The organism is Streptomyces coacervatus, from assembly GCF_029223485.1.
GTDB lineage: Bacteria > Actinomycetota > Actinomycetes > Streptomycetales > Streptomycetaceae > Streptomyces > Streptomyces coacervatus.
Genome location: NZ_JARHTP010000001.1, coordinates 628,754 through 649,142, shown reverse-complemented (window position 1 = coordinate 649,142; position 20,389 = coordinate 628,754). Strand labels below are relative to the sequence as shown.

Here is a 20,389-nt window from a genome sequence, read left to right as displayed (position 1 = left end):
ACGCCGGCCACCCGACGTGAACGCCGCATCTCCTGGGGCGTCGGCGTGGCACCGGGACTGTGACTGGCCTTGGCGTCGGTCCCGGCCCGCCCCGGGGTCATGGCCTTGGTTGCCCAACTCGTCGTCATCACCCACCAGAAGGGCATCGCCCGCATCGGCCCCTCACAGCGTTTGGGGAAGGCTCTCCATCCGGGCCGATCGGGCCCCGCTCGAAGGCCGGGTGAAATGGCGGGCGGCAGCCGGGACAAGGACCACCAGGGCGGCCGGTACCGCGTAGGCGAGACGGAAGTGACCGGTGGAGCCGAGCAGTCCGCTCAGGGCGCCGCCGGTGACGACGCCGACGTAGTTGAAGAGGTTCAGGCGTGCCAGGACCGCCTCCGAGGCCGTGGGACTCAGCCGGGCGGCGGAAGCCAGGCACAGCGGAGCCAGGACGGACGCCCCCAGGCCCACCGCCCCGGCCGCGAGAACGGCGAACGGCCAGCTCGGTGCGGCGGCCAGAGCTGCCAGGGCGCCCGCGGCCAGCAGGGCCGCGGTGCGGACGACGACGACCGTTCCGAGCTTCTGTACGAGGCGATCGGCAGCGGCTCGGCCGATGACCGTGCCCGCCTGGTAGGCCGCGTACGCCAGCGGCGCGACCGTGAGGGAGGCGGTGAGAGTCTGCCGAAGATAGACGGCCGACCAGGCCGAGACGGTGGAATCGACCACGTAGACGACCAGGAGGACCAGGCCGAACGGAATGAGCCGGACCCACAGACGGCGCCCGAGCGACGGCTGCGCGACGGCGTCCGAGGGCGGCTCGGGGGCGGGGAGGGCGTGTGTGCGCATGGAGAAGACGAGCAGCAGGACGATGCCTGCTTGCAGAGTCAGGCCGCCGGCCAGGGGCCACTCCAACCGGGCCGCCCCGGCGGTGAGCAGTGCCGCGACCACGCCGCCCACGCTCCATGCCGTGTAGAAGGAGCCGAAAACGCTGCGGCCGTAGGCGCGTTCGATCTCGGCTGCCCGGGTGTTGACGCCGACGTCGAGGGCACCGACGGCGAGCCCGAAGAGGACATACGCGCAGATGACGGCGGCCTGGCCGGGAGCCCAGCCGATCAGCACCAGCGCGGCGGCCGCCGCCACCATGGCCCCGCGCGTCGTGGCGACGGGACCGGCTCGGCGGATCGCGGCCAGCCCCAGAAAGCTGCCGCCCCCTGCCGTCAGCGCCACCGCGACCATCAACATGGTCGTGAGGAGCGGAGCCAGTCCCAGGCGCTCGGTGACAGCGGGAACGGTCGTGTACACGGCTGCGACGGAGGCACCCTGCGCGGCGAACGCGATCATGGCGACCCTTCGGGCGCCGGCCTTTGAGACTGGGCGCCCGTACCCGGCCCGGGATGATGTATTGAAGGACATGATGCTGTCGCCCCTTCATTTCCTGTGTGCGTGGGGACGGCCGGCCAGTCGATGCGGTCAGGTTGCGGAAACCGTAGCCAGGCGCGGAATGCGAACTCAGGACGCCAGGGGCCGTACAGGGGACTTCGGAGGCCAGCGAGGCGACCGGGGATGCCCGGCCGCCTACAGTGGTCGCCGAGGAGAAGGTGAGCGCCATGTCCCTTGCCCCCGACCCCGCGAACTCTCCGGGGACCAGCCGCAGCACATCGGCGACGATCCAACCGAACATCCTGTGGTATCTCGTCACGGTCGCCGACGAGCGCGGCATCGATCTGCGACCCGAGCTCGAGCAGGTCGGGCTGGACGAGACGGTCATGCGCTCCGCCGCGCTGAGGGTGTCGTACCGGCAGGGCAGCGCGGTGATCCGTCGTGCGCTGGAGCTCACCGGGGACGAGCACCTGGGGCTGAAGGTCGGAGCGGCACAGCACCTGACCGCCTGGGGCCTGCTCGGCTTCGCCCTGATGGCCGACGACACACTGCGGCATGCCATCGAGACGGGAGTGAAGTACCAGAACCTGTCCGGGGCGATGGTGGTGTGGTCGGCCGGTATCGGCGAGGAGGACGGGGCCTTCGTGCTACGCGCCGACCTCCCCGATCCGGCCACGGATCCGGCGGTCGCGGTCTTCCTGATCGAGGAGGGACTCGCCTCCGTGGTCACCCTGTCCCGGCTGGCCGTGGGCCCGGCCTTCGCGCCCAGAGTGGTGGAGTTCACCTGTCCTCCACCGCGCAGAGGCGACCGGCGCCAAAGCGACCCGTACGGTGCCCTGTTCGGCTGCCCGGTCCGCTTCGGCGCCCCGGCCAACCGCTTGGTCATCGACCCGGCCTGGGCCCGTGCCCGGATGCCCGGCCGGGATCCGGTGACCTACGCGTCGACGCTGGAGCTGCTCGACGCGCAGCTGTCCTCACGCCGTGACCAGCAGGATCTGCTGGAGGTTCTGGAGATCTCCGTCGCCCAGAGCCTCCCGATGATCCCCTCGTTCGCCGAGCAGGCACGGCGGCACGCGACGAGCGAGCGGACGCTCCGCCGCCGGCTGGCCGACTGCGGCACGACGTACGAGGCGCTCGTCGAAGGAGTACGCCGGGAACGCGTCGAACTGCTGCTGCTCCGCCCGGAACTGACGCTGCGCGACATCGCCCGCCGGGCGGGCTTCTCCGACGAACGCGCGCTGCGCCGCGCGGTACGCCGCTGGCACGGCACCTCCCCGGTCCACCTGCGTGAGCGGATGCGTGCGGATCGCTTCTGAGGCCCAGTAAGGCGTGGTCAGCGGGTGCGGATCCAGACCGTCTTCTCCCGGGTCCACTGTTCGAAGGCGTTGGTGGACTTCTCCACGCCACCGAATCCGGACTGCTTCCAGCCGCCGAAGGGGGTGGTGATGTCGCCCTCGCTGTAGGCGTTCACCGAGATCACTCCGGCCTCGATGCCGCGTGCCAGCCGGAATGCGGCATCGAGGTCGCGGGTCCATACGGAGGCGGCAAGTCCGTACTCGGTGGCGTTGGCCATGCGTACCGCCTGGTCCTCCGTGGTGAAGGTCTGGACGGTGACGACCGGGCCGAACAGCTCCTTGGTGAGGACGTCGCTGCCTGCGGGGGCGCGGGTGATCACGGTGGGTGGGTAGTAGGCGCCGCGCGCAGGCAGACCGTGGGGCAGTCCCCCGGTGTGGATCTGGGCACCGCCGGCCCGGGCGGCATCCACGGCTGCCGCGACCCGGTCGAAGGCGGCACGGTCGACGAGCGGCCCCAACTGCGTGCGCGGGTCGGCAGGATCGCCGATCACGAGTTGCCGCGCCGCCGCCGTGAACCGTTCCAGGACCTCACCGGCGATGCTCTCGTGGACCAGGACACGAGAGCCGGCGGTGCAGTTCTGCCCCATCGTCAGGAAGGCGGCCTCGATCATGTCGCCGATGAGCTCGTCGCCGTAGGCGAGTGCGTCGGCCATCAGCACCTGGGGACTCTTGCCGCCCATCTCCAGTGAGACGCGCTTGAAGTTGCTGTCGGCCGCGTCCTTGAGGATGCGGCGGCCGGTCGCGGTGGACCCGGTGAAGGAGAGCGCCCCGACGAGGGGGTCACGTGCGAGGGCCGCCCCGGCTTCGAAACCGTACCCGGGCAGCACGGTGAGTACTCCGTCCGGCAGACCGGCCTCGGCGGCGAGCACGGCCAGGTGCAGGGCCGAGCGCGGGGTCGCCTCGGCGGGCTTGACCAGCAGGCAGTTCCCGGCCGCCAGGGCGGGGCCGACCTTCCACGCGGTCATGGCCAGCGGGTAGTTCCACGGCAGGACCGCCGCCACCACCCCGACCGGCTCGCGGCTGATCAGCCCCAGGCCGTCGGGCCCGCTCGGCGCGACCCGGCCGAAGACCTTGTCGGCCGCTTCGGCGAACCAGCGGATCGACTCGATCGCGCCCGGTACGTCGCCCGTACGGCACTCGGTGATCGGCTTGCCCGCGTCCTCGCTGTCCAGCCGGGCCAGGATCTCGGCGTCGCGTTCCATCAGATCGGCCAGCCGCAGCAACACGGCAGCGCGTTCCCGGACCGGCAGCCACGACCACACCCCGCTGTCGAAGACCTGCCGGGCCCGCTCGGCGGCCTTGGCGACGTCGTCGGCGCTCGCGGCGGGAAGGGTGGTGATCGGTTCCCCGGTGGCGGGGTTGACGACCTGGAGCGTCTCGTACGTGCTGCTCATGCTTCCTCCACCAACTCCCAGCGTCCGTTGGTCTGTTGGGCCAGACCGCGGTGCCGGAGTTCGTCCAGATAGCGGGCCATGCCGCGGTCGCCGCGCTTGCGGAACAGCGGGAGGATCCTGGGCAGCAGGTTCGGTACGAGCATCGCAAGCCGCACGAGGCGGGACTCGCCGGGGCGCGGGTAGGCCTCCAGGCGGGGTTTGTCGAGCAGGCTCACCACGGCTGCGACGACGTCGGCGGGCTGCTGGGGCCGGTCCTGGAACTGCATGGAGTTGCCGCCGTCCACGGCCTCCTGACGCAGCATCCGGGTGTCGGTCGCCGACGGCAGCACCGACCCGGCCAGAATCCCCTTGCTCCGCAGGTCGAGGCCGATCGCGAGCATCGCGCCGCGCAACCCGAACTTCGAGGCCGTGTAGATCGGGGTCTCGCCCAGCGGGAAGATCCCGCCGAGGGAGACGGTGGTGACCACCCGGGCGTCCCGGGAGGCCTTCAGCAAGGGGATCGCGATCCTGGTCGCGATCAGCGGGGAGATCAGGTTGAGGGTGATCTCCCGCTCGATGCTCTCGACGCTGCGCACGTCGAAACGTTCCGCGCTGGTCATGCCCACATTGTTGACCAGCACGTCGAGGCGGCCGCAGGAGTCGGCGACCAGCTCGAACAGCCGCTCCACCTCGGCACGTTCCATCAGATCGCAGCCAACTCCCGTGTGCCCGGCGCCCGGAAGCTCCGCGGCCACCTTCCCGGCACGGATCTCGTCGATGTCGACGACCACGCAGCGGGCACCGCCTTCGGCGAAGCGGCGGCACAGGGCACTGCCGATACCGCCGGCCCCGCCGGTCACCAGCATGACCTTGTCGGAGAAGTCGAAGCCGCTCACGCCGCCGCCTCCGCGTCGGCCTCCGCGCACCGCAGGGACCGTACCGGCGGCGGCTGGCCCTCGGTACGCCAGCCCATCTCGCCCGCGACCTTGCCCAGGTACTTCACGAAGGCTCCGCTGTCGACATAGCCGGTGTGCCGGGGCGAGTCGACGAACTTGATGCCGCCGGTCAGGTCCGGCCGGTCGGCGCGGATCATTTGGGCGAACCGCTCCGCGTTCGGCAGCCGGTGCCGGGCGTCGTGGAGATAGCCGGCGATCAACTGCGCCTGGGTATCGAAGAGTTGGTACGCGCCGGAGTTGGTCTCTACGAAGCCGATGCCGAACAGGCCCTGGTGCTCGCGGGAGAACGACGACAGATACAGGTCCGGGTGCTGCTCGTCGCCGAAGTACTTCTGCGCGACCGGCACTTTGTGGACGTAGCCCGTGGCCAGCAGGATGAGATCGAAGTCGTCGCTGGTGCCGTCGGTGAAGTGCACGGTCCTGCCCGCCGTGCGGGCGATCCCGGGCCTGGCGGTGATGTCGCCGTGCTGGAGGTGGTGGATCAGCATCGAGTTGATGGCCGGGTGGGTCTCGAACAGCTTATGGTCCGGCTTCTGCAGGCCGAGGCGCGTCGGGTCACCGTTGATGATCCGCAGCAGGGCACCGAAGACGCGCTGCTCCAGCCACATCGGCAGCTTCGGGCCGCCGGCGGCGATGGTGTCCACGGGCCGGCCGAACAGGTGCTTGGGGATGAACCAGTAACCGCGCCGCATACTGATCACCGCGTGGTCCGCGCTCCGGGCCGCATCGCACGCGATGTCACACCCGGAGTTCCCCGCACCCACGACCAGGACCCGCTTGCCCCGCAGCTCCTCCGCGCCGCGATAGCCGACGGTGTGCCGGACCTCTCCGCTGAACTCCCCCGGCAGTTCGGGGATGTTGGGGTGCCACTGCGAACCCGTACACACCACTACCTGCCCGTGCACGCTCTCCCTGCCGTCGGACCGGACGACCGTCCAACTGCCGTCCGCGTTCTTCCCGACGCTCTCCACCTCGACGCCGAACTCGATGCGCTCAGTCAGCCCGTACGCTTCGGCGAACGACGTCAGATACGACAGGATCTGCCGGTGCGGCGGGTAGTCCGCGAAGTGGTCGGGCATCGGGAAACCGCCGAATCCCGACAGGGTCCTGCTGGAGATGAAGTGGGCCGATTCGTACATCGGGCTGCCGGGATTGTCGATGTCCCAGATACCGCCGGGCCCGGTGTGCCGTTCAAGGTGCGTGTACGGCAGTTTCCGCTCTGCAAGAGCCCTGGCGACCGCCAGCCCGGCAGGTCCCGCCCCGATCACACACGTGTCCAACTGGTCCAATTGGCTTTCCTTCACGGGCCTGCCTCCTCGTTCTGTTGAAGGAAACGTATTCACCCGCCGTTCACCGTGAACTGACCCACGCGGCCACGGACCGGACCTCAGCGGCCGCGCCGCCATGACATCCGTGTGCATCCGGCTCGGCGCCCTCCCGATGCCGCGCATGAGCGCCTTCGGCGGTACGGCCTTTCCGGTGAGGGGCGATGTTCCGGGCTCGCACCAAGAGCTGAACACGCGGTCGGAGGCAACACCCGGCGAGGGAACCCCGTGGGCTCAGGGCCCCGGCCGGCCCAAGGGCATCCCGGAGACAGCCGTCGTCCTTGACCAGCGCATCATCACCGGGGCTTCACTCGACTATTCCAATGGCCCACCAGGCCAATAGGCGCTCACTAGTCGCATACACCGACAGCAAGGCCGTTGAACAACAAGTCTCGGATTGGCAGGCGAGGAACGGTTGCTCAGGGCCGGAATTCGTGACCTTGTTCCGGTCTTCGTGGAGCGCCATACGCACGCCAAGCTGCATCTTCAGACGAAAACTCCGAATCCTTCTGGCCAGTTCGACGCTTGGAGAGGGTTCCCGCCATGGACGGTGACCATGATGGCGGCCTGTTGGCCGGGGCAAGGCTCCATGTGGCCGTGCAGGAGTAGGAGTCCCCCAAGCAGTCCACCTCGAACAGATCCGGCAAGCCACGAGCCCAGGAAGACTCGGGATGGATGTCGAACTCGGTGCCTTCGCCATAGGCGTGCGTGCCGGCGGGCAGGCGGAAGGACACAGCCCACCGCCCCACCAACTCGTCTGAGTCATTGGTCACCGTCAAGCGGAACAGGCCATGCCCTTGGGCTATCTCTTCTGCGAGCTTGCATTCGACCTGCCAGAGCTGCCAAAGGTGGCGATGCGCCGACCAGCACGGGGCCTTGCCAGCTCCCTTCTTCGGGTCCCCGCATCCTGTGCGTATACAGTCCGTCCGAGGGACGTTCAACAGGATTCCACCCCATCTGGTTTTGCGGAGTGCATCCAGAATGCTCTGACTGCCGCGTCGGTGACGAATTCTGCAAGGAGCCCTACACCGCGAAATCCTGCGTCCCCACCACCGACAGCAGTTCCAGCTGCTCCGCACCCGCAGAGCCGGGCGGCGCGGAGAACCACAGCAGTCGCTGCCGTCCGTCCTCACTGAACAGGTTGTGGCAGTCCAGCTCGATCATGCCGAGGGAGGGATGCACGATCCGCTTCCGGTCGACCCGGCGCAACGCCACCTCCCGCTCCTGCCAAAGCTGGTCGAACTCCCGACTGCGCCGCAGCAGCTGCGCCATAGCCCGGCCACGCCCCCGGCCCACAAGTCCGGTCCGGTGTCCCTGCTCCTCGAGCTGGGCGAGTTCGCACTCGTAGTCGACGATGACCATCGTGATGTCCGCCTCGGCGAGATCACGGCACCAGGCGGAGGCCAATCAGCTCGGGCGACTTACGGCGAATGGAGAAGGACGACTGGAGTACTGGGGCCGCCCGGTGTCCGGGGATGCCTAGGCGGACTTGGCCGTCGCGCGGACGCCGAAGTGGACGTACCGGCTGCCGTCGGCGAGGGCGTAGAACACCACGGGTATCCAGGCGTCCTTCTCGTTGCGGCGGCCGGCGAACACCGTCTTCGCCGGCGTGTGCGAGACCGGGGTCAGGTGCCAGACCAGCGGGTCGAAGGTGCCCGCCAGGCCGTCCGCGCCCTCGTACCTCAGCCGCAGCGTGCCCGGGCCGCCGTCGCCGTCGGCGATGGTCATGAGGAAGCCCTCGCGCTTGTAGCTGCCGAGGAACGGCTCCGTCTCCACGGCCAGGGGTTCGGTGGCCGGCGCGAACCCGGGCATGGTGACCCCGGCGAGTTCGGCGCAGAGCTCGCGGCAGAGCGTCTCGAAGACCTTGGGCGCAGCGCCGCCGCCGTTGGTCAGCAGGGCGATGGCGAGGCCCTTGTCCGGGATGGCGCGCAGGTAGGCGAGCTGGCCGAAGGTGCTGCCGTCGTGGCCGAAGCCGCGCGCGCCGTCCCACTCGAACAGGCCCCAGCCCAGGCCCCAGTGGGCGCCGAGGAACCACTGGTCGGGCATCTCGACCTCGCGGGTCAGCATCGCGTCGACCACGGTGGCTGGCAGCACACGGGTGCCGTCCGGCGCGGCGCCGCCGTCCACGAAGGCCCGGGCGAACCGGGCCACGTCGGCGGCGGTCGCGCTGATCCCGCCGTACGGGCCGGCCGAGCGCGGCAGCATGTTCCAGAGGGGGGTGGGGACGGGGGTCTCGCCCGGCTCGCCCATGTGCCCCATGGCGGCGCGGAAGCGCAGCACCTCCTCGGGCAGGGTCATGGTGTGCTCCAGCCCGAGCGGGGCGAGGAGCAGTTCCTTGAGCGCCTCGTCCCAGGTCTGGCCGGTGACCACCTCGACTATGCGGCCGAGGACGTTGTAGGCGGTGCTGGAGTACGACATGGTGACGCCGGGCGGGTTGGTCAGGCCGACGGTCCGCGCGCCCTCGATGTAGCGGGCCAGGCAGTCGTCCCCCCGGCCGGTGTCGTTGACGTAGTCGCCCTCGATGCCGCTGGTGTGGTTGAGCAGCTGGCGCGGCGTGATGGTCCGGGTGGCCCCGGCGTCGGCGACCGCGAAGTCGGGCAGGACGTCCGCGACCGGCGCGTCGAGGTCCAGCTTCCCGGCGTCGGCGAGCAGGACCACCATGGCGGCGGTGTAGCCCTTGCTGACGGAGCCGATCTGGAACACGGAGTCCGGGGTCACCGTGACGCCGGTGCCGGTGTGCAGGACACCGGCGGCCAGTTCGTGGATCTCGCCGCCGGCGAGCACGGCCAGGGCGGCGCCGGGGATCTGGTGGGCGGCGAGGAGTTCGCCGAGCCGGGCCTGCCAGCGGGCGGTGTCGAACGCCGGGGCGCCGTCGCTCACGCCCAGCGCACGGTTGACCGTACGGGTCACGTCGCGGTCGGTCTCTTCCAGGATCTTGGCCACCTCCTGGTCGACGAGCTTCGACACTTCCTGGCGCAGGTTTTCCGACATGCTGTCTCCCTCGTGGTGCACGGTGGAATGGCGCGGGTGGAGTGGGGCGGGTGGGGTGGGGCGGGGGCCTGCCTGCTAGTCGGCGCCGCCGGCCCGTCGGCCGACGAGCCCGGTCAGCGAGGCGACCGTCGTGCGCGGTGGCTGCCGGAGGTCGCGGTCCGGGTGCAGGACGGTGCGGAACGCGGCCCAGGCGAGCGCGCCGAGGGCGAAGCCGTAGCAGGAGACCAGCCCGTGCCCGTTCTCCTGCGCGAACCACATCGCCAGTCCGAGCACCGGTACGCCGAGCGCGAGCAGCCGGTTCTTGCGGACGGCCTTGCCGCGGCTCGTGCCCTCGTCGTCGGCACCGCCGCGCAGCAGCAGGGCCGCGGCCAGCGTCGCGCCCAGGAAATAGGTGGCGCCGGAACTGCCCGCGAAGTTGCGGGGGTCGGTGCTGTGGGAGGTCTGGCCCCACAGCTTGTCGATCTGCTCCGGCAGCAGGATGCCCGCGGCGAACAGGCCGAGCGTCAGCGGCGCACCCCAGAACCAGTCGGCGAAGGCCGCGACGGCGGCAAGAGTGGCGATGTTCCAGGCCGCCCCGCCGAAGCCGCCGTTCTGCATGAAGACGGAGGTGACCACGCGCCACCAGCCGGACTTCGACGGGTCCGCGTCGAGCGCGCCCATCGCCCCCGGCCAGCAGAGCTGGAGGGCCACCCCGGCGAGCGCGAGCCCGGTCAGGCCGACGCCGGCCCAGGGGATCCGCCGCCGGCCCAGTGTGCTCTGGCCGAGCAGGGCCAGACCGCCGTTGAACATCAGCACCATCAGTGCCGCCGTGGTCACGTTGAACAGCAGGATGTCCATCGTCACCACCCCCCTCCGAGCCGCGTCTCATTTCGGTGATCATGACAATAACGCCACCCTGGAGATTTTCAAACAGTGTTTGAAAGCGAGTCGACGCAGATCGTTAGACTGCGGCCGTGAAGCTGACCGCAGACCGGATCATCGACGCGGGGATGGCGGTATTCGCCCAGACCGGCTACCACGGCTTCTCCGTGCGCCAGGTCGCGGACCGTCTCGACGTGCACGCCGGCAGCCTCTACTACCACGTACCAAGCAAGGCCGCGCTGCTCCAGCTGATGGCCGACCGGGTGGTCCGGCAGGCGTACGAGGCCGGCACCGCCGCCCTGGCCTGCCTGCCCGCGCACGCAGACTGGCCGGCGCAGGTCACGGCGCAGGCCGTCGCCCTGCGGCAGAGCATCCGGCAGCACCCCGGCGGAGCGATCATGCTCGCCGGCAGCCCGAAGACCCTCAGCCCCGGCGCGCTCTCACTGATGGAACGGCTGCTCGCCACCCTCGCCGAGGCCGGCGTGCCCCCGGAGCACTGCGCCACCGCCGCCGACACCGTGCTCAGCCACGTCACCGGCTACGTGCTCCAGGAACAGAGCGATCCACCCGCGGTGCCAGTCACCGCCGAGGACGTCGCCGCCCTCCACCGCAGCTTCCCTCGAACGGTGGCCGCCGCGGCCGCGCACGGGCCGGACGAGAAGTTCACCCGCAGCCTGGACCTGATCTGCACCGGCATCGGGACACTGATCCGGCCGCCGTCCGAGGGGCCACCGTCCGAAGGGGCGCCGTCCGAAGAACCGGACGGCGGGAGCTAGTTCCGACGAGCGCGGCCGGGCGGGCCGAGCCGGGCGCGAAGGCACTTGAACATGACGGCCAGGACTACTACGCGCCCCCCGGCCGCTTCCCCGAGTCGACTCCGATGCGCCCCACCCGCCGGCCAGGTCAGCGCTCACCTGCGTCAGTTCCGGCATCGACAGCGCCCTCGGCACCGAACCACGCACCCGCAGTTATGACGCGCCCCTCTGCCCGCACAGCCACCGCACTCAAGGCACTGCGCTCCGAAGCGCCTTGCCCCACGGAGACACATCCCACCGACCGAGATACCGCGCGCACCGCGCCGCACCGGGTTCGAAGTTACAGATGCGTTCCGAACTCTTGACGGCAGCCTTATGACTGCGTAGACATGACTGCGCAGACAGACTGCATAGCCAGTCGCTGACGGTTCTGACATCATCGGCCCGTACATCCGGCCATCAGGAGACACCATGACGCGAGGGACGGGACGGAGCGGGAACACCGCGGCTCCGCGCAGCGTGGACGTGGCCCGCCTGGCCGGGGTCTCGCAGAAGACGGTGTCAAGGGTCTTCAACGACGAGCAGTACGTCTCCGCCGAGGTACGCCGGCGCGTCCTCGAAGCGGCCGAAGAGCTCGGCTACCGACGCAACAACGCCGCCCGGGCGCTGGCCTCCGGACGCACCCGCTCAATCGGCGTGGTGACGCTGGGCACGGCCTTGTACGGACCCGCGTCGCTCCTCATGGGTGTCGAGCGGGTCGTACGGGACACGGGCTACGCCCTGCGCGTGGTCAACACGATGGAAGGCGACCCGGCGGGTATGGCCGGTGCCGTGGACTCGCTCCTCGATCAGGGCGTGGACGGCATCGTCATCTCCGAGCCGATCGACGAAGAGGGTGCCGCAGGAGGCGATGGGAGCACTTCCCTACGCCTCGACATACCGGTCCTCGTCCTCGGTGCGCCCTCACCGGCCGCCGCGCCCCTGGTGTTGACCGCGGGAGACGGCGCCGACTTGATGGCACACACCGCCACCGAGCATCTGCTGAATCTCGGACATCTGACGGTTCATCACCTGGCGGGTCCGCAACGGTGGTTTGCCGCCCGGGATCGCCTCGAAGGATGGCGGGCCACTCTGACCGCACACGGCAGGCCCGTCCCGCCGGTCGTCGAGGGCGACTGGTCCGCCGCGTCCGGGTACCGGGCGGGACGCGAACTGGCCGAGAACAGTGACGTCACTGCGGTTTTCGCCGCCAATGACGACATGGCGATCGGTCTGATCCGCGCGCTGGTGGAGGCCGGTCTGCGTGTCCCGGAGGACGTCAGCGTGGTTGGCTTCGACGACATCCCGGTCGCCGCCTACGTGACCCCGCCGCTGACGACCGTACGGCAACCGTTCGACGCCGTGGCGCAGGAAGGACTCAAGCGTCTGGTGCACGCCATCGAGAACCCGAGCGCAGCTCCCTTGCCGTCGAGCCCCCCGCCGGTCGACCTCATTGTCCGTTCCTCGACCGCGCCACCGCCGAGCCGGACGACCCCGGCCCGCGGCGGACGCACCGCCGCCCGTTCCCGCGGGGGCGCGCACCATCCCCCACTTCCGAACGGAGGCCCGTCCACCCACCACTGACACCCCCAGTCAGCCCAGACCGCAAGAGCGCAAGGTCGGCGCGTGACCCAAGGACGAGCCGCTTGTTCCGGTCATGCCCCGCCCCTCCGAACACCCTCGCTACGCGATCGGCGCAGGGTCGTTCCTGAACCCAGCAGGCACTGAGCCAGGTTCCAACACCGTCTCAGCCTCTGGTTCGTCACCTTCTTCTTCGGCCGCGACCGCCACTTCCGCATACGGAAGAGTCGTCGGCCCCGGTCCACGAGGACGCGTACCCGGCCCTGTCGGCGTTCGAGCCTCGGTCGGCGCATCTGCGCCCCTCCTCCACCACGCTCCACACGCCCTTGTCAGGCGTGCCGCCATCTTCGCCACATGCGGGAGTTCACCATGCCCAGAATCACGTCCACATCCATGTCCGCCTCCTCCTCGTCCCTGAGTCGGCGGGGCTTCCTCGCCGCCACCGGCGCGCTGTCCCTGGCCGGCATGCTGTCCGCCTGCGGCGGCGGTGACAGCGGCGGTACGAGCGGCTCCGCCACCAAGCCGGTCAGCCAGGCCGACATCGACAAGGCCATGAAGACCCCGACCCAGCTGACGTTCTGGACCTGGGTCCCGAACATCGACAAGGAGATCGCGCTCTTCGAGAAGAAGTACCCGGCCGTCAAGGTCAAGGTCGTCAACGCCGGTCAGGGCACGCCCCAGTACACCAAGCTGCGCACGGCCCTCAAGGCGGGCAGCGGCGCCCCGGACATGGTGCAGATGGAGTTCCAGGCCATCCCGACCTTCACCATCACCGACAGCCTGCTGGATCTCCGGCCCTACGGCGCCTCCGCACTCAAGTCCACGTTCGTGGACTGGACTTGGGGCCAGGTCAGCGGCACGAAGGGCGAGATCTGGGCGATCCCGCAGGACACCGGCCCGATGGGCATGCTGTACCGCAAGGACATCTTCGACAAGCACGGCATCCAAGTCCCCACCACCTGGGACGAGTTCGCCGCGGCGGCCCGCAAGCTGCACAAGGCCGACCCGAACGTCTACCTCACCAACCTCGCCGCGAACCAGGTCGCCGCCTGGCACGGCCTGCTCTGGCAGGCGGGCGCCAAGCCGTACGTCACCTCCGGCAAGAGCGACATCACCGTCAGCGTCGACGACACCGTCTCGCAGAAGCTCGGCCAGTACTGGGGCACCCTCGCCAAGGACGGAGTGATCGGCGTCGAGCCGGACTTCACCGACTCCTGGTACGCGGCCCTCAACAAGGGCAAGTACGCCACCTGGCTCACCGGCGCCTGGGGCCCGGCCTTCCTCTCCGGCTCCGCCAAGGCCACGGCCGGCAAGTGGCGCGCGGCCCCGCTCCCGCAGTGGGACGCCGCGAAGCCCAGCTCCGGCAACTGGGGCGGCTCGACCACCGCGGTCATCCGTTCCACCAAGAACCCGATCCAGGCAGCGGTGTTCGCGCAGTTCCTCAACAGCGACCCCGCCAGCGCCAAGATGTTCGCCACCGAGCAGTTCTTCTTCCCGGCGACCAAGACCCTGCTCGGCGAGGCGAGTTTCCTCGGTGACGCGCCCGCCTTCTACGGCGGCCAGAAGGTCAACCAGGTCTTCGCCGACATCAGCGCCCAGGTCGACCCCGCCTTCCAGTGGCCGCCGTTCCTCGACCGGGTGGCCACCGACTGGACCGAGACCGTCGGCAAGTCCCTCGCCGACAAGACCGACACCGTCCGCGCGCTCGGTTCCTGGCAGTCGCGCATCACGACCTTCGCCAAGAGCCAGGGCTTCACGGTCAAGGGAGGCTGACGATGGCCACCACCACAGCGGACGCCCGCACCAAGTCCCCACCCCGCATGCGCCACGGCGCGGCAGGAGCCCTGTTCATCGCCCCGTTCATGGCGCTGTTCCTGCTGCTCTTCCTCGCCCCGCTCGGCTACGCCGCCTACCTGAGCCTCTTCCAGGAACGGTTGATCGGCGGCTCGACGTTCGTCGGCCTGGACAACTACGTGACGGCCCTCAAGGACCCGCAACTCCTCAAGGGCATAGGCCACGTAGCGCTGTTCTTCGTCATCCAGGTCCCCGTGATGCTGCTGCTGGCCCTGTTCTTCGCGCTCGCCCTGGACAGCGGTCTGTTGCGGCTGGCGCGGGTGATCCGGCTCGGCATCTTCGTGCCGTACGCCGTCCCGAGCGTGATCGCCACCCTCATGTGGGGCTACCTCTATGGTCCCGACTTCGGCCCCTTCGCCCAGATCAGCCGCCATCTCCACCTGCCGACCCCGCACTTCCTCAGCGACAGCTGGATGCTCGGCAGCCTCGCAAACATCGTGACCTGGGAGTTCGTCGGCTACAACATGATCATCCTGTACGCGGCCCTGCGTACCATCCCCGGCGAGCTCTACGAAGCGGCCGCCATGGACGGCGCCGGAGCCTGGCGCATCGCCTGGTCCATCAAACTCCCCGCACTGCGCCCGGCGTTGACCCTCACCCTGCTGTTCTCGGTGATCGGCAGCTTCCAGCTCTTCAACGAACCCAACCTGTTGATGAAGGTCGCACCGGACGTCATCGACAGCTCCTACACCGCCAACCTCTACGCCTACTCCGTCGCCTTCATCAGCCAGCAGACCAACTACGCGGCCACGGTGTCCTTCATCCTCGGGCTGGTCATCGTGATCGTGTCGTACGCCTTCCTGCTCACGGCGAACCGCAGGAGGACCGCATGACCACCGTGACGCCCACCGCCTCGGCCCCCTCCGCGCCGAAGGGGCTGCCCGCCGAGGCCCGCCCGCGGCGCCGGCCGTCGGCCCGCCGCCGCAGCACCCCGCTCACGATCGCCATGCTGGCCGTCCTGGCGTACTTCCTGCTCCCGCTGTTCTGGCTGCTGGTCGCCTCGACCAAGAGCACCCAGGACCTGTTCAACACCTTCGGCCTGTGGTTCTCGCACGCCCCGCAACTCCTGTCGAACATCAGGGCCACCTTCACCCAGGACGACGGCGTGTTCGGGCGCTGGCTGCTCAACACGGTCCTGTACGCCGGGGTGAGCGCGCTCGGCGCCGCGCTGCTCGCGGCGGCGGCCGGATACGGGTTCGCCAAGTACCGCTTCCGCGGTCACGGCGCGGCCTTCAACCTGGTCCTCGGCGCGATCATGATCCCGACCACCGCCCTGGCGATCCCCACCTACCTCCTCTTCGCCAAGGCGGGCCTGGTCAACACCCCGTGGGCGGTGATCCTGCCGTCCCTCATCAGCCCGTTCGGCCTCTACCTCATGCGGATCTACGCCGAGGACGCCGTCCCTGACAGCCTCATCGAGGCCGCCCGCATGGACGGCGCCGGAGAACTCCGGATCTTCACCACGATCGCGCTGCGGCTCCTCGCGCCGGGCCTGGTGACCGTCATCCTCTTCACCCTCGTCGCCACCTGGAACAACTACTTCCTGCCGCTGATCATGCTCAACGACCCGAACCTGTACCCCATCACGGTCGGGCTCTCCCGCTGGGCCGACCAGGCCCAGAACGGCGGCGCCGGAGCCAGCAGCGACATGCTCGCCCTCGTCGTGACCGGCTCCCTGATCTCGATCATCCCGCTCGTCCTGGCCTTCCTGATGCTCCAGCGGTACTGGCAGAGCGGCCTGGCCACCGGCGGCGTCAAGCAGTAACGCGCACTCCTCGTACCACTTCCCGTTTCCTCGGAGGTTTCCCCCCATGGCGGCTCTGCCTGCCCGTGTCCTGTTCGGTGCCGCGTACTACCACGAGTACGCGCCTGCCTACGGCTCCACCATGCAGCCCGACGAACGACTCAAGACCGACCTGGACCTGATGGCCGAGGCGCACTTCACCGTGATCCGGGTCGGCGAGTCGGTGTGGTCGACCTGGGAACCGGAGAACGGCCGGTTCGACCTCGACTGGCTCCAGCCCGTCCTCGACGGCGCTCACGAGCGGGGCATCTCCGTCATCATCGGCACTCCGACCTATGCCGCCCCGCAGTGGCTGGTCCGCCTGTACCCGGAGATCACCGCCGAGTACGCCACCGGCCGGCGCCTCGGCTGGGGCGCCCGTCAGGAGATCGACTTCACCCACCCCGCGTTCCGCTTCCACGCCGAGCGGATCATCCGCAAGATGGTGGCCCGGTACGCCGACCACCCGGCGGTCATCGGTTGGCAGGTGGACAACGAGCCGGGCCTGCACCTCCTCCACAACAATGGCGTCTTCCAGCGCTTCGTGGACCACTTGCGGGAGAAGTACGGGGACGTCGAGACCCTGAACCGTGAGTGGGGCCTGGTCTACTGGTCGCACCGCCTGTCGACCTGGGCCGACCTGTGGACGCCGGACGGCAACGAGCAGCCTCAATACGACGTCGCCTGGCGGGAGTTCCAGGCGCGCCAGGTCACCGAGTTCATCGGCTGGCAGGCCGACATCGTCCGCGAGTACGCCCAGCCCGGCCAGTTCGTCACCACCTGCATCTCGTACACCCGCCAGGGGGTGGAGGACGACGAGATGTCGGACCGCCTCGACATTGCCTCCGGCAACCCGTACTACGACATGCAGGACGGCCTGCTCCTGCCCGACCCCACTCCTGACGCCCACGAGCAGAAGTGGAAGACCACCGGCGTGTGGTCGATGTACCAGACCGCCGACTGGATGTTCTCCTCCCGGCAGGAGCCGTTCCTCGTCACGGAGACCAACGCCCAGAGCATCGGTTTCGCCTGGGACAACCGGCCCGGCTACGACGGCCAGTGGCGCCAGGCCGCCTGGGCTCTCGTCGGCCGCGGGGCCCGCATGATCGAGTACTGGCAGTGGCAGACCCTGCGCTTCGGCGCGGAGACCTACTGGGGCGGAGTCCTTCCACACAGCGGCCTGCCCGGCCGTACCTATGCCGAACTGGCCCGTCTCGGCGCCGAGTTCGACACCGCCGGCCCGTTGGTCGCCGGTCTTGAGCCGGACGCGGACATCACAATGGTCTACTCGATGCCGAGCAAGTGGCTGATGCAGAAGTACCCGCCACTCGCGACCGCCGACGGCGAACCGGACGCCGCCGCATACCACCGGTTCTTCGACCCCTTCTACCGCGGCGCCTTCGACGCGGGCCGCCAGGTCCGCATCGTCCACGCCCGCCAACTGCACGATCCGCACGGCGAGCGGGCGGGGATGACGCCGCAGGAGGCTGTACGGCGCCACCCCGTCCTGGTCGCCCCGGCCCTCTACGTCGTCGACGACTCCACACTCGAGTGGCTGGAGGCATACGCCCACGCCGGCGGCCACCTGGTCCTCGGCCCCCGCACCGGCTACGCCGACCACGAGGCACGCGCCCGGCACGAGCCGACACCCGGACGGCTCGTGGCGGCCGCGGGCATCCAGTACGACGAGTTCGGCAACCTCACACGCGACGTCCCGGTCCGCGCCGTGCCCGGCAGCCCGTTCGAGGTGCCCGCAGAGGCCACGGCCACGCAATGGATCGAGGGCCTCGCAGCCGTTGACTCCGAGGTCCTCGCCACCTACGAGCACCCGCACTACGGCCGCTGGCCCGCCCTCACCACCCGCCGCCACGGAGAGGGCCGCATCACCTGCGTCGGCACGGTGCCGGGCCGCGACCTCGCGCGGGCGCTGGCCGAGTGGCTGTCCCCGGCCCCGAGCAGCGGATGGCACGACCTGCCCGCGACCGTCACCGCGACCACCGGAACCTCACCCGACGGCCGCCGTGTCCACATCGTCCACAACTGGAGCTGGGAGCCCACGAGCGTCCCCGCCCCTGCGGACCTGTCCGACGCCCTGACGGGCGCCCCCATCTTCGCGGGCTCCGCGCTGGACCTCGGCGCCTGGGACGTACGCGTCCTCGTCTCCACCGACGCCGCCGGCACGTCGGCCCACGAAGCAGCCAACCCATCGTGATCGATCTCCCCTGAGGAGGGGCCATGCACAGAAGAAGGCTTGGACGAGCCCTCGGAACCTTCGCGGCTACATCCGCGATCCTCGCAATACCCATGGTCAGTGCACAGGCGTACAACCCGACGGGCGGGACTCTCTACCAGCTCGGCAGCGAGCCATGCCTGAAGGGGCGCGGCAACTGCGCGATCTACCCGAAGTCGGCGGAGCTGCCGAGCGGACGGCTGGTCGCGTCGTTCGAGAAGTCGACGGTCGTAACAGCGACGGGCAGCGCCGACGGGCAGACGATCCCGGTCTACAAGAGCGACGACCACGGAACGACCTGGCAGGCGCTGTCGGAGGTCAAGGCTCCCGCGTACCTCTCCAGCGACCCCCAGTACGCGAAGTACACGAGCAACTGGACCAACCCGTACCTCTACACGCTTCCCCAGGACGTCGGGAACCTGAAGCAGGGCACGCTCCTCCTCGCCGGCGTCGTGTCGGGCGACGACGCCTACTACAAGGAGCACAAGGCGGCCGACCCGAACTGGACGCCCACCAATGACGGCGACCGCAAGGACGTGGCCATCGCGCTGTACTCCAGCACCGACGAGGGCGCGACGTGGAAGGTCGTCAACGTCATCGCGACCGGCGGCTGGCAGGGCGGCAGCGCAGGCGCCGTCGGTCAGAACATCGCGGCCGCGAACACGAACAACCAGGTGGACCCCATCTGGGAGCCGTACCTGATGGTCTACAAGGGCCAACTCGTCTGCTACTACTCCGACGAGAACGACTACACCGGCTTCAACGCGACCACCGGCGCCGCCACCCTGGACCCCGCCAACGACACCGCCACGGACTCGCACGGCCAGATCCTCGCCCACCGGACCTGGGACGGCACGAGTGCCGCTTGGAGCTCCACCGTCGTCGACATCGCCGGGCTGAACCAGGACATGGGCGGCGGCAAGACGGAGATCGGCGGTGGCCGCCCGGGCATGGCAAACGTCGTCCGCACGGCGGACGGCAAGTGGATGCTGACCTTCGAGTACTGGGGCGGAGGGGCCAACACCAGGTACGTGATCGCCGACAACCCGCTGAAGTTCTACCTCGGCTCCGCCACCGGCACAGGCGTCACCTCACTGCCGGTCGACACTGGCTCCCACGCCCTCGCGACAAGCGGCAGCCCGGTCCTCATCAGGCTGCCCGGCGGACGCCTGGTCTACAACTCGGCCGGCAGCGGCAACGTCTGGGTCAACGACAGCGGGCGCAGCGACGGCACGTGGAAGGAGTACCAGACGACCTCGGCGGCCGGCTACAGCCGCAATCTGCAGTACGTCACGAGCACGGGCCGCATCGTGATCCTCAACAACCAGGGCACGTCCACCCTGAAGTTCGCCGAGGTCGACCTCGGCCACTCCGACGGCGCCTACTACCAGTTGGTGAACCGCAAGACCGACCAGGTGATCGGCACCGGCAACAAGACCAACGACGCGAACATCGGCAACGCGGATGTTCCCGACGTACGGCTGGAGGCCCCGGGCTCGGCGGCGAACGCCGACACTCAGTACTGGCACGTGACGACCGAGCCGAGCGGCGGCGTGAGCCTGCTGAACAAGTCGGGCGGCCGAGCGGCAGCCATCTGGACCGGCAATGCCACGGCCGGTCAGAAGATCGGCCAGTGGGTCGACAACAGCAACACCGGTAGCTGGAACCTCGTCAAGACCAGCGACGGGTTCTACAGACTGCAGTCCGTCAAGAACACGAGCCTGTACCTGACCGGCACGACCGCCGGGGCGCAGCTGACTCTGCAGACCGCGCTCACGGACGGTTCGCAGGACTGGGAACTCGTCCAGTAGGCCCCCTCCCTCCAGAACCTGACGAAGGACGAGGGGCGAAACACCGTCACCAGGTTCGACCATGCGATGCAGACTCTTGACGTGCGACATCTGACTGCGTAGACATGACTGCGCAG

Annotated in this window: 14 protein-coding genes and 1 pseudogene; 8 read left to right on the top strand and 7 right to left on the bottom strand. The window is 69.4% G+C overall.

Annotated elements, in window-relative coordinates:
• Positions 1 to 162: 162 nt before the first annotated feature.
• Positions 163 to 1,320, bottom strand: coding sequence for an MFS transporter (locus P2Q00_RS02835; RefSeq protein WP_275769049.1), 1,158 nt, complete (start codon positions 1,318 to 1,320; stop codon positions 163 to 165).
• Positions 1,321 to 1,586: 266 nt separating this feature from the next.
• Between P2Q00_RS02835 and P2Q00_RS02830 the strand changes: the two genes are divergently transcribed.
• Positions 1,587 to 2,675 (top strand): AraC family transcriptional regulator, encoded by a 1,089-nt coding sequence (locus tag P2Q00_RS02830; RefSeq protein WP_275769048.1) that lies wholly within the window; start codon positions 1,587 to 1,589, stop codon positions 2,673 to 2,675.
• A gap of 17 nt (positions 2,676 to 2,692) precedes the next feature.
• Here P2Q00_RS02830 and P2Q00_RS02825 read toward each other — a convergent pair whose 3' ends face one another.
• The 6 genes and pseudogenes from P2Q00_RS02825 to P2Q00_RS02800 all read right to left on the bottom strand — a co-directional run bounded on the left by P2Q00_RS02825 (position 2,693) and on the right by P2Q00_RS02800 (position 10,196).
• Positions 2,693 to 4,108 carry an aldehyde dehydrogenase family protein gene (locus P2Q00_RS02825; RefSeq protein ID WP_275769047.1) on the bottom strand — a complete coding sequence of 472 codons (1,416 nt, stop codon included), beginning with the start codon at positions 4,106 to 4,108 and terminating at the stop codon, positions 2,693 to 2,695.
• Positions 4,105 to 4,983: an SDR family NAD(P)-dependent oxidoreductase gene (locus P2Q00_RS02820; protein WP_275769046.1), complete on the bottom strand. Its 879-nt coding sequence runs from the start codon at positions 4,981 to 4,983 to the stop codon at positions 4,105 to 4,107. Before P2Q00_RS02820 ends, P2Q00_RS02825 begins: the two co-directional genes overlap by 4 nt.
• On the bottom strand, positions 4,980 to 6,347 hold the full coding sequence (locus tag P2Q00_RS02815; RefSeq protein ID WP_275769045.1) for a flavin-containing monooxygenase: 1,368 nt from the start codon (positions 6,345 to 6,347) through the stop codon (positions 4,980 to 4,982). The genes P2Q00_RS02820 and P2Q00_RS02815 overlap by 4 nt, the downstream gene beginning before the upstream one ends.
• A gap of 1,044 nt (positions 6,348 to 7,391) precedes the next feature.
• A pseudogene (locus P2Q00_RS02810) lies at positions 7,392 to 7,637 on the bottom strand (MmyB family transcriptional regulator); the annotation flags it as partial.
• Positions 7,638 to 7,847: 210 nt separating this feature from the next.
• Positions 7,848 to 9,359, bottom strand: coding sequence for a serine hydrolase domain-containing protein (locus tag P2Q00_RS02805; RefSeq protein WP_275769044.1), 1,512 nt, complete (start codon positions 9,357 to 9,359; stop codon positions 7,848 to 7,850).
• Positions 9,360 to 9,434: 75 nt separating this feature from the next.
• Positions 9,435 to 10,196 carry a hypothetical protein gene (locus P2Q00_RS02800; protein ID WP_275769482.1) on the bottom strand — a complete coding sequence of 254 codons (762 nt, stop codon included), beginning with the start codon at positions 10,194 to 10,196 and terminating at the stop codon, positions 9,435 to 9,437.
• Between the two features lie 116 nt (positions 10,197 to 10,312).
• Here P2Q00_RS02800 and P2Q00_RS02795 point away from each other — a divergent pair, with 116 nt between their 5' ends.
• The 7 genes from P2Q00_RS02795 (at position 10,313) to P2Q00_RS02765 (ending at position 20,273) form a co-directional block, all read left to right on the top strand.
• A complete protein-coding gene (locus tag P2Q00_RS02795) occupies positions 10,313 to 10,996 on the top strand; it encodes a TetR/AcrR family transcriptional regulator (protein WP_275769043.1) in 684 nt (227 codons plus the stop codon).
• Positions 10,997 to 11,446: 450 nt separating this feature from the next.
• The gene (locus P2Q00_RS02790) at positions 11,447 to 12,598 is read left to right on the top strand and encodes a LacI family DNA-binding transcriptional regulator (RefSeq protein WP_275769042.1); all 1,152 of its coding nucleotides are present in this window, start codon (positions 11,447 to 11,449) and stop codon (positions 12,596 to 12,598) included.
• Between the two features lie 366 nt (positions 12,599 to 12,964).
• A complete protein-coding gene (locus P2Q00_RS02785; protein WP_275769041.1) occupies positions 12,965 to 14,368 on the top strand; it encodes an ABC transporter substrate-binding protein in 1,404 nt (467 codons plus the stop codon).
• Between the two features lie 2 nt (positions 14,369 to 14,370).
• Positions 14,371 to 15,282 (top strand): carbohydrate ABC transporter permease, encoded by a 912-nt coding sequence (locus tag P2Q00_RS02780; RefSeq protein ID WP_275769040.1) that lies wholly within the window; start codon positions 14,371 to 14,373, stop codon positions 15,280 to 15,282.
• Positions 15,279 to 16,214 carry a carbohydrate ABC transporter permease gene (locus tag P2Q00_RS02775; RefSeq protein ID WP_275769039.1) on the top strand — a complete coding sequence of 312 codons (936 nt, stop codon included), beginning with the start codon at positions 15,279 to 15,281 and terminating at the stop codon, positions 16,212 to 16,214. Before P2Q00_RS02780 ends, P2Q00_RS02775 begins: the two co-directional genes overlap by 4 nt.
• A gap of 46 nt (positions 16,215 to 16,260) precedes the next feature.
• A complete protein-coding gene (locus P2Q00_RS02770; protein ID WP_275769038.1) occupies positions 16,261 to 18,444 on the top strand; it encodes a beta-galactosidase in 2,184 nt (727 codons plus the stop codon).
• A 23-nt stretch (positions 18,445 to 18,467) separates the two neighbouring features.
• Positions 18,468 to 20,273, top strand: a complete 1,806-nt coding sequence (locus P2Q00_RS02765; RefSeq protein ID WP_275769037.1) for an RICIN domain-containing protein — start codon at positions 18,468 to 18,470, stop codon at positions 20,271 to 20,273.
• Positions 20,274 to 20,389 lie beyond the last annotated feature (116 nt).

What these genes read in the sequence shown, in the direction of transcription:
- P2Q00_RS02835 (WP_275769049.1), bottom strand. Translation starts at nt 1,320, where the DNA reads ATGATCGCGTTCGCCGCGCAGGGTGCCTCCGTCGCAGCCGTGTACACG.
- P2Q00_RS02830 (WP_275769048.1), top strand. Translation starts at nt 1,587, where the DNA reads ATGTCCCTTGCCCCCGACCCCGCGAACTCTCCGGGGACCAGCCGCAGC.
- P2Q00_RS02825 (WP_275769047.1), bottom strand. Translation starts at nt 4,108, where the DNA reads ATGAGCAGCACGTACGAGACGCTCCAGGTCGTCAACCCCGCCACCGGG.
- P2Q00_RS02805 (WP_275769044.1), bottom strand. Translation starts at nt 9,359, where the DNA reads ATGTCGGAAAACCTGCGCCAGGAAGTGTCGAAGCTCGTCGACCAGGAG.
- P2Q00_RS02800 (WP_275769482.1), bottom strand. Translation starts at nt 10,196, where the DNA reads ATGGACATCCTGCTGTTCAACGTGACCACGGCGGCACTGATGGTGCTG.
- P2Q00_RS02790 (WP_275769042.1), top strand. Translation starts at nt 11,447, where the DNA reads ATGACGCGAGGGACGGGACGGAGCGGGAACACCGCGGCTCCGCGCAGC.
- P2Q00_RS02785 (WP_275769041.1), top strand. Translation starts at nt 12,965, where the DNA reads ATGCCCAGAATCACGTCCACATCCATGTCCGCCTCCTCCTCGTCCCTG.
- P2Q00_RS02780 (WP_275769040.1), top strand. Translation starts at nt 14,371, where the DNA reads ATGGCCACCACCACAGCGGACGCCCGCACCAAGTCCCCACCCCGCATG.
- P2Q00_RS02775 (WP_275769039.1), top strand. Translation starts at nt 15,279, where the DNA reads ATGACCACCGTGACGCCCACCGCCTCGGCCCCCTCCGCGCCGAAGGGG.
- P2Q00_RS02770 (WP_275769038.1), top strand. Translation starts at nt 16,261, where the DNA reads ATGGCGGCTCTGCCTGCCCGTGTCCTGTTCGGTGCCGCGTACTACCAC.
- P2Q00_RS02765 (WP_275769037.1), top strand. Translation starts at nt 18,468, where the DNA reads ATGCACAGAAGAAGGCTTGGACGAGCCCTCGGAACCTTCGCGGCTACA.